General features: G+C 62.0%; 15 protein-coding genes and 1 pseudogene. 2 read left to right on the top strand and 14 right to left on the bottom strand.

Annotated elements, in window-relative coordinates; genetic code table 11:
• Nucleotides 1-289: 289 nt before the first annotated feature.
• The 9 genes and pseudogenes from AC0L3X_RS37095 to AC0L3X_RS37135 form a co-directional block, all read right to left on the bottom strand.
• Nucleotides 290-1285, bottom strand: a pseudogene (locus AC0L3X_RS37095) (carbon-nitrogen hydrolase family protein).
• A gap of 71 nt (nucleotides 1286-1356) precedes the next feature.
• Nucleotides 1357-1902 carry an SDR family oxidoreductase gene (locus AC0L3X_RS37100; RefSeq protein WP_439034022.1) on the bottom strand — a complete coding sequence of 182 codons (546 nt, stop codon included), beginning with the start codon at nucleotides 1900-1902 and terminating at the stop codon, nucleotides 1357-1359.
• A gap of 101 nt (nucleotides 1903-2003) precedes the next feature.
• Nucleotides 2004-2330 (bottom strand): hypothetical protein, encoded by a 327-nt coding sequence (locus AC0L3X_RS37105; RefSeq protein ID WP_439034021.1) that lies wholly within the window; start codon nucleotides 2328-2330, stop codon nucleotides 2004-2006.
• A 614-nt stretch (nucleotides 2331-2944) separates the two neighbouring features.
• Nucleotides 2945-3364, bottom strand: coding sequence for a CopG family transcriptional regulator (locus AC0L3X_RS37110; protein ID WP_439034020.1), 420 nt, complete (start codon nucleotides 3362-3364; stop codon nucleotides 2945-2947).
• Between the two features lie 13 nt (nucleotides 3365-3377).
• Nucleotides 3378-5357, bottom strand: a complete 1980-nt coding sequence (locus AC0L3X_RS37115) for a conjugal transfer protein TraG (protein WP_439034019.1) — start codon at nucleotides 5355-5357, stop codon at nucleotides 3378-3380.
• A 1310-nt stretch (nucleotides 5358-6667) separates the two neighbouring features.
• The gene (locus tag AC0L3X_RS37120) at nucleotides 6668-8395 is read right to left on the bottom strand and encodes a relaxase/mobilization nuclease domain-containing protein (protein WP_439034018.1); all 1728 of its coding nucleotides are present in this window, start codon (nucleotides 8393-8395) and stop codon (nucleotides 6668-6670) included.
• A 501-nt stretch (nucleotides 8396-8896) separates the two neighbouring features.
• Nucleotides 8897-9793 (bottom strand): lytic transglycosylase domain-containing protein, encoded by an 897-nt coding sequence (locus AC0L3X_RS37125; RefSeq protein ID WP_439034017.1) that lies wholly within the window; start codon nucleotides 9791-9793, stop codon nucleotides 8897-8899.
• Nucleotides 9793-10275 (bottom strand): S26 family signal peptidase, encoded by a 483-nt coding sequence (locus tag AC0L3X_RS37130; RefSeq protein WP_444593177.1) that lies wholly within the window; start codon nucleotides 10273-10275, stop codon nucleotides 9793-9795. The genes AC0L3X_RS37125 and AC0L3X_RS37130 overlap by 1 nt, the downstream gene beginning before the upstream one ends.
• Before the next feature lie 29 nt (nucleotides 10276-10304).
• On the bottom strand, nucleotides 10305-10769 hold the full coding sequence (locus AC0L3X_RS37135) for a DUF2840 domain-containing protein (protein WP_439034015.1): 465 nt from the start codon (nucleotides 10767-10769) through the stop codon (nucleotides 10305-10307).
• A 281-nt stretch (nucleotides 10770-11050) separates the two neighbouring features.
• Between AC0L3X_RS37135 and AC0L3X_RS37140 the strand changes: the two genes are divergently transcribed.
• A complete protein-coding gene (locus AC0L3X_RS37140) occupies nucleotides 11051-12100 on the top strand; it encodes an IS110 family RNA-guided transposase (protein ID WP_439034014.1) in 1050 nt (349 codons plus the stop codon).
• A 413-nt stretch (nucleotides 12101-12513) separates the two neighbouring features.
• Here the strand turns inward: AC0L3X_RS37140 and AC0L3X_RS37145 are convergent, their stop codons facing one another.
• The 5 genes from AC0L3X_RS37145 to AC0L3X_RS37165 form a co-directional block, all read right to left on the bottom strand.
• Complete coding sequence (locus AC0L3X_RS37145; RefSeq protein WP_473317233.1) at nucleotides 12514-13395, bottom strand: replication initiator protein A; 882 nt, start codon at nucleotides 13393-13395, stop codon at nucleotides 12514-12516.
• 21 nt (nucleotides 13396-13416) lie between these two features.
• Nucleotides 13417-13698, bottom strand: coding sequence for a helix-turn-helix transcriptional regulator (locus AC0L3X_RS37150; RefSeq protein WP_018454787.1), 282 nt, complete (start codon nucleotides 13696-13698; stop codon nucleotides 13417-13419).
• Between the two features lie 131 nt (nucleotides 13699-13829).
• Complete coding sequence (locus AC0L3X_RS37155; protein WP_473317234.1) at nucleotides 13830-14270, bottom strand: DUF2285 domain-containing protein; 441 nt, start codon at nucleotides 14268-14270, stop codon at nucleotides 13830-13832.
• Between the two features lie 139 nt (nucleotides 14271-14409).
• Nucleotides 14410-14604 carry a transcriptional regulator domain-containing protein gene (locus AC0L3X_RS37160; RefSeq protein ID WP_439034011.1) on the bottom strand — a complete coding sequence of 65 codons (195 nt, stop codon included), beginning with the start codon at nucleotides 14602-14604 and terminating at the stop codon, nucleotides 14410-14412.
• Nucleotides 14605-14768: 164 nt separating this feature from the next.
• Nucleotides 14769-15041 (bottom strand): DUF2285 domain-containing protein, encoded by a 273-nt coding sequence (locus AC0L3X_RS37165; protein ID WP_439034010.1) that lies wholly within the window; start codon nucleotides 15039-15041, stop codon nucleotides 14769-14771.
• 158 nt (nucleotides 15042-15199) lie between these two features.
• Between AC0L3X_RS37165 and AC0L3X_RS37170 the strand changes: the two genes are divergently transcribed.
• Nucleotides 15200-15451: a helix-turn-helix domain-containing protein gene (locus AC0L3X_RS37170; protein ID WP_439034009.1), complete on the top strand. Its 252-nt coding sequence runs from the start codon at nucleotides 15200-15202 to the stop codon at nucleotides 15449-15451.
• The last annotated feature ends 193 nt before the right edge of the window (nucleotides 15452-15644 follow it).

A 15644-nucleotide genomic window follows, 5' to 3' on the forward strand; every position in this document is an offset into this window, starting at 1 on the left:
GGCGCCGCAAGGATGGACAATGCGCCGCCAGCGTAACAGTCCGGACACCTGAGCGGACTTGCCGCTGCAGTGACGAGATGCGCTGTAGCCTGGCGGTCGGCGAGGCTCCGCAGCAGGGCGTTTCTCCAATGGAGAACCGGTCTGGATCATGCGAGTGTCCGCACGGCCCCGCTGCAAACTAGTTCTTTCTCTTTGCCTATCCGGCTCTCGGACGGTTACCCCTATCCGGGCTCAGGTCGAAGCCGGGATACGCCCTGTCCCGGCCCCGGCGGGGGAAGACCATTGAGGCCTAAGCGGCGTCGCCAGCACGGTTCTCACGGTGAAGGCCGTTTGGAGCCACGCCCCTGGGAGGAACAATCCGTTCGTGGACGTGCGAAGAAGGTGTCCGGTCGATCAAGAGGCTGATCAGTTCAGGGCGACTGTAGTGACCGCTTGCATCAATCACTCTCTTGCGCCCGTCGATTTCGATGAAGTCGAGCTCGGCAATCACCTCTCCTTCACCTTCCTTCATGGGCTCGCCGATCAATTGACCGTCGGGGGGCAACGATAGCGGTGAAGCAACCGCCCGAAATCGGACCGATAGCACCGCCCGTGTCGTTGGCAATTTGGGCTTGTTGGTCGGCGTTGAGCCATGCGGTTGCGCTGACGACGAAGCAGGCCGACTCAAGGGCATGCTGCCGGGTGCTCACTTCCGTTTGCTGGGAGAAGAGGGGGCCGAAGATCGAACCGGGGTACATCGCCGAGTGGATCTGCTCGCCATCGGCAATCAAGGCGTATCTGGCCAGCGGGAGATAATGCTCCCAGCACGCAAGCTGGCCGATCCGGCCAACGGCGCTGTCTACGGCGCGAAGGCCGTCACCGTCGCCTTGGCCTCAGACCATCCGCTCATGATAGGTGGGGGTGATCTTGCGGCGACGCTGGATCAGCGTGCCGTCCGCATCGAATAGGAGCTGAGTGTTATAGATCGATCCTCCGTCCCGCTCGTTGGCGCCGACCGAAACGACCATTTGGGCGTCCTCGCGGCTTCGGCGATCGCGTGCGTCTCCGCAGAGGGAACCGTAAGGGATTGCTCAAGCAGCCTCTGATGCTCCTTGGCAAGCGCGAAGGGCGGCTGGACGAACGAGAAATACGGGTAGTATCGAATGATGGTCTCAGGAAACGTGGCGAAACGCACCCCCTTCTTGCTTAATTCGCGAATCTTTTTGGTGATCTTCTCGACCGTCCCCTCTCGGCTGTACAACACGGGGCTGATCTGTACGGCGGCTGCCTTGACGATGTTTGTCATTGTCTTCTCCTGCTCATTGTCGGGATCGGAGGCGTGGCATTGGCACTGGTGTAGAGGACGACGGATGACTCTCACGGGGCTGGTTCGAGCACACCGGCAGGGCTTGTTGGACTCAGGGCTGCGTGCTGCGTCCGCCATCGACAGCCACGTCGATGCCGGTGATGTAAGATGCGCCGTCGGAAACGAGAAAAGTCACCCGTCGCGATCTTCCGCGGCTTTCCGAAGTGTTTCGCGGATATCTGCTCCAGCAGGGCCTTTCGGTTTGCTTGAACGCTGACCTCGGAAATGCCGAGCCTCCTAAACAGCGGGCCTTCGATGACGCCCGAGCTCTCGGTGTTTACCCGGACGCTCCGGCGGATCAGCTCGGCGCCAAGCCTTCGCGTAAAGTTGCGCCGTACAGCCCTCGATGCCGATACGGTCGATGTGGCCGCGATTCCGGCCTGATCGAACAAAGAAGACGTGAAAACGATCGCGCTGCTGTTGTGCATCAGACGTAATGCCTTCTGAACGTTGAAATAGGATCCGCGGAAGTTGGCGGTCAAGACGTCAAAGCTCTGCTGCGTTGTCGAGCCGAGTTCGGCATTGGCGTCGAAATGGGCTATGATAGTTTCGCGCATTCCATGGAAGCGGGATAGCCGGCGCGAAAAGCGGCAACAGCCAAGCCTCGCTGTCCGGATAGCTGCGCAACGCCCTGCAGGACTTTGGCTCATGACGCGTTTTACGCATCGCTCGGCTTGTGCATTGAGGGATAAGGCTTTCTGCCCGCTGTGTGGGTAGTCGCGTCGGCTACTGCCGTAGTCGAACGATGCGCCATCATGTAGTACGTGGTGAAGTGGCCGCTCTTGCTGGCGATCTTGCCATTCTTGCGAGTGACTTTGCCCTTCTCACGTTTGGTAATCAGCTGCATCTTGCACCGCTTGGCGATCAGGGGCATCGGGACAAGCTTCCATCCCGTGGCCTTGCGCAACACTGCCTGCGTAACGCCGTCTGGCGGCGAGGCGAGAGAGCTGATCAGATTGGTCTTGGTGTGAGGATGCTTGGCCATCGTCGCCACCCGGGGGAATTGGACCTCATTGAACAGCTCCAGGCCAGTGTGCTTTTCTTGGGCTAGTTGTCCCTTTCATCGAAAGGGGACGATTTAGTTCCGCTCCTTTGGAATTGCCGAAACATATTGCAGGCGGTCTCATGCGCTGGCTGATTGCAATCCGACGTAAACGGATAACGTCGCACCAGTTCGCTGAAGTTTGGGGCAGTGCACGTTTACGCATTTTTCGACACGGTGCTCGCGAAGTCAGGCCCGACAATGTGGATTGCTAACACAGAGGACCTGCCGTGCAATCCGCAAAAACTGGTAGGGGCACTACTGGGAAGACCTTGGCTGGAGAGACTTGCGCTTATTCAAGCAAGCAGTCTCACTCCATTTGAGCGGCAGCTCGGATGGAGGCCGGCCTTTTCTTAACTCGCCATGCAGTCTGTCCCCTCAGATATCCGTCCTCGGTCCTGATCAAACGCGCTCGCACGATTCGATTTGGCCCTATTGTTGTTTGCGGCCGAATGCACTCGGCGAGAGGTACCTTCGGAAGTTCCCTTGTGGTCCTCGCGCGCAATCGCAGCCTGTTCTCAAACAGCATGATCCGCCCGCTCCGACCGTCGATCGACTTACTCTGGAATTCCGGCGTTCAAATCGGAGCTCACCTCTTTCAGAACGCTTGATCCGCTGGAAAGCCTTCGGCCGAGCGCTTCAACGAATCGATCATAACGTTCGGCGCCTTTGGCGCGAGCGGCTGGACTGGATTGTTCTGGCAATGCTGGCACCGATGTCAACCAGAAGCGGATGAACAGGGCGAGCGTCTCGAGCGTGATGCTGTCATTGCGTTCGAGACGCTCGAGCAGCCGTGCGATCCGATCCAGCCGCTTGGCAATGATCGCCTCGCGTCGGTCGGAATCGTCAGGCGAAAGAAATGACGCGATCGCAGCCTCTGCGACCAGCGACTTGGGCTGGCCACGACGCTCTGCGAAGACATCAAGGGTTCTGAATGTCTGCGGATCAAGGTAGACACTGAGCTGAATCTTTTTCACCGATTTGGCCCGCTCACAGGTCCATGCCATCGTCAGGGTCGAGGCTGGTCGCGCGCGCTACTCCCCGCATTGCGCGGCTTAGGGCTTGTGCCTGGACCGCATCTGCGTCCGGCTCATCGGGACCAGCATCGAACTCATGTTCCGGAAGCGGTGCCTCGATTTCGATCTCCTCGTGCTGCGGCAATTCTGGCTCGCGCCGCAGCCCCCCATTCGGATCGCTACGTTTTCGTTGCCGGGGCGCAAGCAGTTCGATCGAGGGCGCAGCGGTTGGGTGCCCTGACCAGTCCTCATCCGGGCGCGTGGACAAGAGAATCGTTCCTGTTCTGGCGGGCTTGAAGATTCGCTTCTGAAATTGCGGGTCCTCATAGTAGCGAACCTTAGTGGCCCGCAGGGGATGGAGGCCCGACACCATCACAATCGCCTCCTTCGATGAGAGCTGCATGACTTCGCCGGGCGTCAGGAGCGGACGGGACGTCTCTTGGCGGCTCACCATCAAGTGTCCAAGCCAGGGGCTTAAGCGATGCCCGGCATAGTTTTTCATGGCGCGCAGTTCGGTCGCGGTCCCCAGCGCGTCCGAGACGCGCTTAGCGGTGCGCTCGTCATTCGTGGAGAAGGCGATCCGGATGTGGCAATTGTCGAGGATCGCGTGGTTCGGTCCATAGGCGCGTTCTAATTGATTCAAGCTCTGAGTGATCAGGAAACTGCGAATGCCATAGCCCGCCATGAAGGCAAGCTGGCTCTCGAAGAAGTCGAGCCGGCCAAGGGCTGCAAACTCGTCGAGCATCAGGAGGAGTTTTTGGCGGTGCCGGTCGGGATCCAGGCTCTCGGTCAGGCGCCGCCCGATTTGATTAAGGATGAGCCGCATCAGGGGCTTTGTGCGGACGATGTCGGATGGCGGCACGACAAGATAGAGCGAAACGGGCTGCGGTCTGTCGACGAGATCGCGAATCCGCCAATCGCTCCGCGCGGTGACCTTAGCGACGACCGGATCGCGATAAAGGCCCAGGAAGCTCATTGTGGTCGACAGCACGCCCGACCGCTCGTTCTCGCTCTTGTTGAGCAGCTCTCGCGCAGCGGAAGCGACGACAGGATGAACGCGATCACCAAGATGAAGAGTCGCAAGCATCGCATTCAGCGTGGTCTCGATCGGGCGGCACGGGTCCGAAAGGAATCTGGCGACCCCGGCAAGTGTCTTGTCAGCTTCAGCATAAAGGACATGCAGGATCGCGCCGACGAGCAGAGAATGGCTGGTTTTTTCCCAATGATTGCGGCGCTCGAGTGCCCCTTCGGGATCGACCAGGATATCCGCCACGTTTTGGGCGTCTCGTACTTCGCAATCACCACGGCGAATCTCAAGAAGGGGATTGTAGGCCGCACTTGCCGCGTTTGTCGGGTCGAACAAGAGTACATCTCCAAGGCGGGCGCGCCATCCCGAGGTCAACTGGAAATTCTCGCCCTTGATATCGTGGACGATCACCGAGCGCGGCCAAGTCAAAAGAGTTGGAACGACCAGGCCGACCCCCTTGCCCGAACGGGTAGGCGCAAAGCAGAGCACGTGCTCAGGGCCATCATGGCGAAGATATCGACCGTCGAAACGCCCGAGTACGAGGCCATCGGCGCCTAGCAGCCCCGCCCGTTTGACCTCGCGCGTATCGGCCCAACGCGCTGATCCGTAAGTCGTGACATCGCGAGCCTCATGCGCGCGCAAGACCGAAAGCACCATTGCTGCGGCGACTGCCGCGATCCCACCGCTCCCGGCAATGGCGCCCCCCTGGAGGAATATCGCGGGCGCGTAAGCGTCGAATTCGAACCACCAGATGAAGAAGGCAAACGGCTCGTAGATGGGCCAGGCCCCTAGCCTGAACCAGGCCGGTCCAAGCTGCGGCTGGAACGCAAGCTGATACGCGGTCCATTCGGTCGCTGCCCACACGAAGGTGAACGCGATCAGGCAAACCAGGATCACCTGATGCCAGATGATTTTTGTCGCTGACATGGCTTGCAGATATCGACACCATCGACCTGTTGGCCACAATCAGGGGCTTACGTTTCTCGTAGTCGCGCGCGCCCTAGCGAAGGGATCGGCGGGTCAGATCGGGAAGCGGCGTTTGGGCCGAAAAAGTTCGCTCCCCCTAGAACAGGCTGCCTCAAGGAACCGTCCAACCAGCTTCGCGTGATCGGCGCTTGGATGATGACAGAATCAACTCGTACCGTGCTGCCGCTCGAGGCGAACCGGCCGGCCTTCGCGAAGCGACGCTCCGGGTTATAGAATCCTGCGAAGGCTAGCTCGCGTCTTCCCCTAAGCCCTCCGTCAAGCGCGCACGATCCAGGGAGCGTGCGGCGTGCCACAACTCCTTGTTGATGAGGCGGACGTTCGCGGATTAAATCGGCAGGAGGCGGGGTTCGCGGAGTTGGAGTATAAGGCTCATGCGGGGAGCGTCCCGGCAGGAGCGCTTATTCCCGACGGAACGACACTGCCGGGCCGACGGTCATCGAGATACTCCCGCAGATCGGTATCGAGCGAGTCCCTCCTCCAGCCGGTCGCCTATTGGCGCCCTATTGTTTTGGCCCGCTAGATGCTTGGAAGTTGCACATCAGCTGTTGCGGTCTCTCTGGAGATTGGGACAGGCGACTAGCGTTTGCCAAATCATCATTGCGCGAATCGGCTGCAGTTCGCCTATCCACTCCTCAAGCTGGATTGCCGGCCCGGAGTTGTCCGATTGCTCGCCGGCCTGCATACGCGGATAACCTCGCGCGAATGCCTCCACAGTCGAGCAGATAAAATCGCTATTCGCCCGCTCGATGACACCCGCACAACGGAACGGGGTCCAGCAAACTGGACTCTGGCGGACGGAAAAGCGGTGAGCGAAGCGGCGGGGTCTTTTGCAGAACATCTGAGCATCGGCATCCGAGACCAGCACGCACGGAGGTATCACCGCTCAAGCCACAGCCAGACACCTTCCGATCACTTCAAGATCGAAGGTCCCTTGCCGTTTCCGCGCACGGGGTGGCCATCTCGATTCGAAGGGTCCTGCTAGCCGATTTTGCCGTGAGAGGCTGACGAGCCTCAGCAAGCTCAACGGCGCATTTTTCCACACGGCTGCGTCCAGCCGACCATCGAGCGCCACCAAGGTCGAGGGAACCCAGAGGCGATAAAGAGATACGTCCAGAACGGTGGATCCTCCATTTGCCATTCGCTGCTCACTGTCGCTCCTCTCCCATTTTTCCGTCTTGACCTGTCCACGCGGGGGCAACCAAGTCTCGCCCGCCCTGCAATTGGGCGCAGTGCAGCGCCAGGACCTCAGGTCAGAGCGATAGGCCGCGCTTGCGCCCGAAGTCCCAGTCGACGCTGCCTGGACCGGCGATGCCGCTGACCTGTTTGCCCAATTCCCGCTCGAGCGAAGGCGACCAGGGCACAAGCTGAAAGCCGAGGCCGTTGTCGATCATCGCGAAGCGCCCCGAGGCCAATGACAGGCGCCGACGACAAACCCCCGAAATCTGCTCACCTGCGTCAGATGGCAAGTGCGGAAGGCCCGTTTCCTCCATGAGGCGTCGTGTGACGACGTCGAGTTCGCGATCCCGGAGGGCGTCGATCAGATTGCGGCTTAGCCGGACCTTGTTGCCATGGCGCTGGGCGAGCCCTTGGCCGGCCAACACATCGATGCGCTGTTCGAGTGCCGCACGAACCTCGGCGCCAAACGCATTGCGGGAGAGCTCGGCAGGAGCTCGCGCGACGAGCTGCCGGTCCAGCCACGTGGCTCCCTCCGCCGCGACCTGCTGATCCAGAACGAGTTCCGAGCGAACCGCGAACGCAATCCGTGTCCGACCACGGGCGTCCGCAAACCGGCGCAGTTCCACAATCCCACCGATCGGCCCATCACCGGCCGCCTCGAGGTCAGGAAGCTTCACGTGATGCACGCGCCCGTCAATCCCATCGACAATGGCAAACGCTGTGCCCTTGAGCTCGTCATCAAGCCCGCGCGCGATGAGACGGCCAACGATCGGTTCGCCATGACTTTCGCCTTCGAGTGCCCAGCATGCAGGTGCGCGGCTGGCGCCGTCCCGCGTGAGACTTTTGTGCAGCCGCCTGATGATGTCACCGCGCTCGCCAAGCGCGCGCAACCGCGCCTCTGCATCGGCGGCCAGGACCCAGACCGCGGGCCCGGCAGGTTCCGCCAAGCCGAGCCGCTCGAGCGTCCGCATCCGCCCGATCCGAATTTCCCGCAGTGGATCGCGCCCGGCATCCCGCTCTAACCTCAAATCGATGACGCCGTCCGCCGTCCCCGCTTCCCGGGACAGCGCCCGGTCGAGCCTGGTCCAGCGTTCGGCAGTCATGTCCGCCTCAAGGCTCTGGCGGATCTCGAGCTCCGAGCGAGGGCCAAGTTCGCGCGTGACAAGGTCACTGGCGCGGGCGCGTAAGCCCATAGCGATATAATCGCGACTGATGACGAGGTCGGCACCGTCATCCGTACGGCCCCGCACGAGGATGTGAATGTGCGGATGCTCGGTATTCCAATGGTCGACCGCGACCCAGTCAAGCCGTGTGCCAAGGTCGCGCGAGGCCTGGTCCATCAGCTCCCGAGTGAAGCTACGCAGGCAGGCAAGTTCACCAGCATCATCAGGCGAGACGATGAACCTGAAATGATGGCGGTCACCCTCGCAACGCGTGACGAAGGCGCGACCATCCGCATCGTCTCCCGCAGCGTCGAATAGTTTGCCCGGAGCGCCGTCGCGCGTGACTCCATCGCGCTGCAGGTAACCGATATGAGCGCGCAACGCGCCCGGCGAACGCATCCGCCGCACCACCCGGGCCTTGACCATAGCGCCGCGGCCGCGGGCGTTGAGGAGCCGTGCCGCAGCGATGCTCGCGGCGCGGCCGCGTCCAAACTTACGGCCATGGCCATGCTTGCCTCGCGAGAGGCCGCCGGCCTTCTGAGCCGCAGTGAGTGCCTGCGCCAGAAAGGGCTTTGTCCGAGGCGCGCGCGTGGAACGGATACGGCCGGGACGGATCCGAAGATCATCGTCACGCGTCATTCCGGCTGCCGCAAGGTACCGAAAGCCGTGTAAGAACAGCGCGTTGGCGAAAGCTGAACCTTGCTCCGAGTCCGCGTAATGTTTACTCGATCATTGAAATCGATACACTTTCTCGCACAACCGACCGGCCGCACCTTGCGGCTTTTATCCTGCCGTCCTGCCGTCGTCGTCTCCCGGTCGCTGCTTCCCAGGGGCCGACCTCCAAGCCAACAGACTCTCGGTACTCTCGATCTGCGACAAGATGCAGTTCGGGTCATTGCGACAGACCTTCAATAGCGCCTCCCCGAACACGTCGGCTGGTGCCCGATTCATTGCGAAAGAGCCGCCGCGACTTGGCAGCCAACTTGCGAAGCCCGACTGCTTCCGGGCGCTTGCGATAGCGATCGTTACCCGAAGGGCCGAGACACCCGAAGGGTGGCTCGGTGAGGAGCGAAGCGACGAGTAGAGCGCGGGCCGAAGGCATCGCCCGTACCCCATCAGCTTGCGAACCCACACACTTGGTCATTGCGATGCTCCCGAATCCGATCGAGGGACGAACACGCCAATAGGCCTGGGGACCATGGGTGAAACATCGGGCGCCGAGATTGCGGTCGTGACACCGCTCGACGGGATGAGCGCCAGCAACCGATCTCGCGTTTTCATGAGATCGGATCGCGCGACGAATAGCGTCTCAGTTGCTGATGACTGTCCGCTGGGCGTCCACCTCGGCGGCAGTTGGATGGCAAGCAGATTTGCAAGCTTTGTGACGTATGCTCGCGTCTCGTCTGGCAAAGAGCCGCCAGCGAGATGCTCTTCATAGCGAGATGGTCCCGCGTTGTACGCGGCAAACACGCCAGGCGAGCCATACCGATCGAGCAGTTCGCGCAAGTAGGCCGTGCCGGCCAGAATGTTTTCGCGCGGGTCGTAGGGATCGTTCCCGAGATTGTAGCGCTCGCGAAGTTCCGCCCAAGTCGCCGGCATGATTTGCATCAGCCCCATGGCACCCTTCGGTGACCTGGCACGCCTGTCTCCCGCGCTTTCGACGTCCAGGACTGCGCGGATCCAGCGCGCCGGCACGCCGAAGCGGCGCGAGGCCTGCTCGACAAACTCCGAAACCGGATCGCCAGCTCGATGACTCGCTGAAGGCTCCGCGGGTCGCGTCTCGGCGACAGCAGTGGCGTTACTCACGGTCAGCGCAATCAACAACGGTACGACAGCGCGCAGGCTCCCTTCGAACAAGCGCAAGCCTGCCGTCGTGCTCGCGCCCGTCCAGGGTAAAGCCGCTTCGCGCCGGCCGTTCGGCCGCCCTGGACCGCCGCTGCGCGCAACGACCGCGCAATTGTCGGTCGGGACGGAGGAATGGTGCAGCATGCGGCCGAACAGAGGAATTGCTGTTCGGAAACTCAATACGGGCACCATCAATCCTCCCAGGTCCACACCGGCAGCGCGCGCCCAATGAGAGCCGATGCCGGCAAGAGCCCGAAATAACGGCCATCCAGTGAGCTGGTGGACTGCCAGTTCATCACAAAGAATTCGCCCTCACCGACCATGCGACAGCCCTGCCATTTCGGGAGGGGACGGCCACGGCCGTCACGCTCCCGGGCTTCGCCCATTTGGATGGAGTCAACCGAAATGGTGAGCCCGCTTCGGCAAACGGTCTGCCCGGGAAGCGCCAGCACGCGTTTGAGCATCGGCAATCCGGCTGGCAGGTACCCGTTCAGATCGAGGAAGGTGGCGAGCGGCTCCGGTGGCTGTACGGCGATGAGTTCCGTAACCAATAGTTTGTCCGCAGGCTGCACGCGGTAGAGTCCGATCGGTACACTCTCGGATGCATTCCAGATGTAGGCCGGCGTAATCTCCAGAACGATTGGCGCGATAAGTGCGACGGCACCGCCGAGCATCGTGGTCAACGTCTTGAGCCGCCGCGGTGTCATCGCATGACCCTCTGCCGGTGAAGCCAGGCCTGGTGGCGCGCCTTCGTATAGGGACGCGGGTTTTCGTTGACGGACAGACGGTTATGCACGTGATGCCAATGATCAGGCGCGACGTCGGCTGGATGGATGCCGAGCGCCTCGATGGCATCGGTCATCTGGAGCACTCGTTCGACCTTCGGCCAGCCGGAGAGCCGCAGCAAAATCTCTCCGCCGGGCGTCACATACGGTACGGTCGAGCAGCGCTGTCCCGCTGCGACCGCGCGCAAGATGTCGATGCGCGAAATGATCGTGCCGAAATCGTTCGAGGTCCAACGGACGAAGGCAAAGATGCTGCCGGGTGCAAATGACAGAACACGCCGGTGACGATCAAGCTTCCGCTCGTTGACGATGCGACCGAACCGAATGCGGTTTTCGATGCGCTTCTCAAGCCACAGCACTTCTACTTCGGTGAGGTCACTCATGCCGCGGCTCCCTGGTGCTGGAGCTGAGAGCCGTGAGCTTTGCGCTTGGCGAAGTACGTATGCGGCTGGTGAAGGCAAGCACGACTCGCGGCCCGGCCTCGCCAATCGCGTCCAATGTGGCGTTCGGTCCGGTCCGTTAGAAGAAATCCGAAGGATTTCTGGTTAGCCGGGGTACTGACCGGTGCCCCCTCGCCGGCCCTGCGGCTGCGAAAATGCTGCACAGCGATTCGCGAACGGAACGCGCGGTGCGGTCCGGCGGTCGGCGGTGGTGGAGGCGCATGATGGACTTCTATGCAGGGCTTGATGTGTCGCTCGAGGCGACCAACATTTGCGTGGTGGACGGCGACGGCAAGGTGGTCCGGGAGGCGAAACTCGAGACCGATCCGGACGCGATCGAACTGTTCCTGGCGGAATGGGGTATCCAGCTGAAGCGCGTCGGGCTGGAAGCGTTCTCGTACAGTGCGTGGCTGTTCACGGCGCTTTCCGACAAGGGCCTGCCCGTGATCTGCATCGAGACCCGGCACGCCAAGGCGGCGCTGAACGCGATGCTGAACAAGACCGACCGCAACGACGCCAAGGGCATTGCCCAGATGATGCGGACCGGCTGGTTCCGCGCGGTTCACGTCAAGTCGGAGAGCGCACAGACGGTGCGGGCGCTGCTGGTCGGGCGCAAGGCCTTGCTCGGCAAGGTGCTGGACATGGAGAACATGATCCGCGGCCTGTTGCGCCCGTTCGGCCTCAAGGTCGGCGAGATCTCGGTCGGCCGTTTTGAGGCGCGGGTGCGCGATCTCCTGGCCGGGAAGAAGGAATTGGAAGCGATCGTCGGGCCGCTGCTGGACGCCCGCAACGCCATGCGGCTGCAGCTGGCAAAACTGCACCGCCTGGCGCTGGCGGCAGCGCGCGGCGACAGCGCGGTGCGGCGGATGATGACCGTGCCCGGCGTCGGCGCGCTCGTGGCGCTGACATTCCGCGCCACCGTCGACGATCCGGCGCGATTCAGGAAGTCGACCAATGTCGGCGCCCATTTCGGGCTGACGCCGCGGCGCTATCAATCCGGCCAGACCGACCGGATCGGCAGCATCTCCAAATGCGGCGACGAGCTGACGCGGGCGATGTTGTATGAGGCGGCCATCGCGATCCTGACGCGCATTCCGAAGAACTTCAAGCTGCGGCTCTGGGGCCTGCGGCTGGCCAGGAAGAAGGGTCTGAAGCGCGCGGCGACGGCGGTGGCGCGCGCGCTCGCCGTGCTGCTGCACAAGATCTGGATCGATGGCACCACCTTCCGGTTTGGCACCGGCGGCAAGCGCGGCCGGGTCGCTGCGGCGGCGTAACGGCCTCCGCGACCCGGCCGCTTCCACGCGCGCCTTTTCCTTCCGCCACGGCGGAGCAGCGTCTCCCGAGGAGACGGGGATTTGGGTGAGATCGCAACTTTTCTTGCCGGCGGCTTCATGACGACGTTTGAAGCCATCAAGCACGGCGCTGGTTAGCCTGACCGCCCTTTCCTCAGATTCCGGCTTGTGGTGGCCATCGTGCCAACCACGGATGTTAGCGAGTTCTCCTCGACGAGCGAGTGGCTGCAAAAGGACGTGACGCGCACCAGGCAATGATGTCGACGCCAACGAAAAGTTGGAGTGGCCGGAACGCGCAGGAAAACAAGCACTTAAGCTCGATTCCGGTCCCCGATAGCACGAGGATCGGGTCCCCGATAGCACGAGGGTTGCGGTCCTCGATAGCACGAGCTGATTCACAGGTTGTCCTCCGAATTTGGAATGAGTCCGCGCCGGCGCAGGCGTGCCGTTAAGGGATCAACGAGCGTGGGCACGAAGTTCAGCCGCTCGGCGCCATCAGGATCGCGTGTGAGCACGAGCCGATAGCCGGGCAATGTCTGACGCTGCACGATCTGACGTATGTCGTAGGCAAAATGCTTGAGCGGCGAGAGGATGCCGGACTTGGCATGGAGGTGCACAAGGTCAAAACTCCAGCCGCCGTCCTGGTGACCGCCATGCTTGCGCACGAGGCGGTAGAGCCACCGCTCAAGCCCGCCCGTCAGATCGAAATAGCCGCGATCAATTGTCAGCACGAGCGCGTCATCGATAACGCCCGCATAGAACCAATCGGGCAGGATCAGCTCGAGCCCAAATGGTCGACCATTTGCATCGGCCGTCTCCTTCCATTCGTTGATCCAGGAGAAGCGATGCCGCCGCCGTTCTGCCGGCTGACGGATCGACGTCAGCACGGTCGTTGACTGCAACCTGTCGAGACCCGCCTTCAGCCGGTCATAGTCGCGCGCGCTGGTGCCGCGGCCGACAAACGTCAGGATCTCGTAAGGCGTTGCAGCCATCAGGCGCGACGTCTTCAACCCGGCGTCACGGGCTTCGACGATCTGGGACGCGGCCCAGATCAGAACGTCGGCATCCCATATTGTCGCCATGCCGTGTTCCGGCACCGCCTCGACACGAATGGCGATCGCACCGGCACGGAAATCAATTGGCACAATGCGCTTTGTTTTTGCGAGCGAGAAGAACGGATAAGCCATGAGATCCTGCGCATCGCGGGGCGCGAGGTCGCCGGGCAGCGCCCGAAAGAGCTCAAGCTGGTCGCGCTCGGAATGGTGTTTGCGCCGCATGCTCACTGCTCTCGCCCGCGATCAGCGACGTTCCTGGCCTGCATATGGGCGCAGCACCGGATGCTTCTTTGCCGGCAGCACGGTCCCCTTCCCCGGGTCAGACGTCGACGTTTTGGCGCCGAGGTCAGCCCAGGCTTTCAGATCGTCTACGGCGTAGACGACACGTCCGCCGATCTTCCGATAGGTCGGTCCGGTGCCGTAGGTGCGGTGCTTCTCGAGCGTGCGACCGGAGAGGCCAAGGTAACGCGCAGCCTCCGGCGTTCGCAGGAAGCGCGGAGGTAGACCGGCCGTCGAATCGGGCATTTGAGAACTCCAGGATGACAGCGCACCGCGCATGGCGGCGCTGGCGTGTGTGCGGTCATCATGGAGAAGCGCGATCTCGGAGGGGGATGCCGAATATCGGGGGGTCGATTTGCGGCCCCCCAGCAAGGGCGCTACTCGTCTCTGCGTCTTGGCCGAAGCAGCTTGCGATAGCCTCCGCGCACAAATGCGAGGCCGCTTTGTACAAGGCGACGGGTTCGGCTGCGCAGATCGTGTGTTTTCCAGCCTCGATCCGAGATGCGCCCCTTGCCAAACAGAGCTTCTGCGATGCTGCGATAAGTCGCGCCGGCGAGATACGCCGCGGCCGCGCGAAGGGCTGCGCACAGTCGTTCACGCCGCTGTTTGGGAACGCGATGAAACGGAGGCCCTGGCGCGCGTCCATTCATCGCGCGCCACAGCCGCGTGGCGGCATGCGCGCGCGCCTCGAAATCGCGATCAAACGGCAACTCGGCCGCATAGCGAGCGCCTGCCGTCAGCGGCTGTTTCGACCAGATGCGGTGCTCCACCGAACCGATTTGCAGCACGGCATGCCAGCCGTCAGCGGCACGGCGCACCTGACCAGATGCAAGATCCAGCGGCGGCTGAGGCGTTTGGTCTTGACCAGGCGTTGAAGCGGTTACAGTGACCGGGACGACGGTCGGGAGAACCTCGGGCGCCCAAAAGATTGTCTTCTCGTGGAACGATCCCTGCGGGTCATGGGCGAAAGCAGAGGCCCCACCTCCTCCTGAATTCCTCAGTCACCGCGCCATCTGAGTTGTTGACGATGATCGCATCGTAGTCACGTTGGTAGTCCACGTTCATACGAAGACCTACCCAGGCGATTTCAGTGATGTCGGCATTCTCTAGGCTCTTAAACGAATCCGGCGACCGCCAGTCGAATTCAGGCATTGCTTCCGCCCCATTGCATGCAGCTAATAAGGATTGCGGCGCAATAATTATAAACGACGCGGTTGTAGGAAGCCCCTAGTTTGGCACCACGTGGTGCATGAGCATGACCACCCGTAAGCGGAAGAAAAGCATTCCGGCTGCGCGCCCCTAGTCGGCGATTTTTTCTATTTTGAGCCGTCGCCACGTAAAAGACGTCCCTGCTCGGTCACCCATTTGGCGCGTGCAAGATGGCTCTGATATGCGGTCCGTGCACGGTCCGGCTCCCGCTGCGGATCGAGATGTAAGACGATTCGAGCGACCTCACGCCAGTCCGCCCCCTCACCCTCCGCCTGCAGAAGGCGAATGTACGTGACGACATGCTGTTCGTCATACGGCGTTAGCTTCGGATCAGAGGGGGCAGCGTCCGCAATGTCGGGATCGAGCGGCGGCTTCTTCATGGCTTCCAATCCACTTGCAACGATTCTAGACGCTTGGCCGCCAGAGTGGTGAACGCGTCCAAATTTAGCCGTATTCCGCCGACGGGGCCAGCACGGGATAGTTGAATACATATTATAGGAGATAAACCTCATAGTATGTAAAGCCGCAACTTGCGCCGATGGACATGCGCAAGTTGGTCGGTCGGAATTTCGCAAGACTGCGGAAGCAGAAGCGCTTCACGCAGGAGAAATTCGCCGAAGCGTCCGGCTTTACCCAACAATATGTCAGTGACCTGGAGCGCGGCCGCCGCAATCCAACTGTCGTAACCTTGTTTGAACTCGCCAGCACGTTGGGCGTCAGCCACGTCGATCTCGTTCTCCCAGATGACGAGGCGCGAGCCGAGCGATCAAAGCCCGCTAAGCGGAAGTGATCGGCTCGTGGGAATCCATTTTCAACAATCGTAGAGCCTGACTTCGCGAGCCGGGCCGAAGGCCCGGCGAGCGCCGGACGCGGACACGCGTTGCCGCCCGCCCGGCCCCGGGGGGGGGGGGGGGGGGGGGGGCCCCCGGGGGGGGGGGGGGCGCCCCGCGGCCGGGCGGCGGGGGGGGGGGCGGGGGGGGGGG

Source organism: Bradyrhizobium sp. MI1.7, assembly GCF_055811795.1.

Coding starts and splice junctions, on each gene's coding strand:
- AC0L3X_RS37100 (WP_439034022.1), bottom strand. CDS start 1,902: ATGCGCGAAACTATCATAGCCCATTTCGACGCCAATGCCGAACTCGGC.
- AC0L3X_RS37105 (WP_439034021.1), bottom strand. CDS start 2,330: ATGGCCAAGCATCCTCACACCAAGACCAATCTGATCAGCTCTCTCGCC.
- AC0L3X_RS37115 (WP_439034019.1), bottom strand. CDS start 5,357: ATGTCAGCGACAAAAATCATCTGGCATCAGGTGATCCTGGTTTGCCTG.
- AC0L3X_RS37120 (WP_439034018.1), bottom strand. CDS start 8,395: ATGACGCGTGACGATGATCTTCGGATCCGTCCCGGCCGTATCCGTTCC.
- AC0L3X_RS37125 (WP_439034017.1), bottom strand. CDS start 9,793: ATGGTGCCCGTATTGAGTTTCCGAACAGCAATTCCTCTGTTCGGCCGC.
- AC0L3X_RS37130 (WP_444593177.1), bottom strand. CDS start 10,275: ATGCTCGGCGGTGCCGTCGCACTTATCGCGCCAATCGTTCTGGAGATT.
- AC0L3X_RS37135 (WP_439034015.1), bottom strand. CDS start 10,769: ATGAGTGACCTCACCGAAGTAGAAGTGCTGTGGCTTGAGAAGCGCATC.
- AC0L3X_RS37140 (WP_439034014.1), top strand. CDS start 11,051: ATGGACTTCTATGCAGGGCTTGATGTGTCGCTCGAGGCGACCAACATT.
- AC0L3X_RS37145 (WP_473317233.1), bottom strand. CDS start 13,395: ATGCGGCGCAAACACCATTCCGAGCGCGACCAGCTTGAGCTCTTTCGG.
- AC0L3X_RS37150 (WP_018454787.1), bottom strand. CDS start 13,698: ATGCCCGATTCGACGGCCGGTCTACCTCCGCGCTTCCTGCGAACGCCG.
- AC0L3X_RS37160 (WP_439034011.1), bottom strand. CDS start 14,604: ATGCCTGAATTCGACTGGCGGTCGCCGGATTCGTTTAAGAGCCTAGAG.
- AC0L3X_RS37165 (WP_439034010.1), bottom strand. CDS start 15,041: ATGAAGAAGCCGCCGCTCGATCCCGACATTGCGGACGCTGCCCCCTCT.
- AC0L3X_RS37170 (WP_439034009.1), top strand. CDS start 15,200: ATGGACATGCGCAAGTTGGTCGGTCGGAATTTCGCAAGACTGCGGAAG.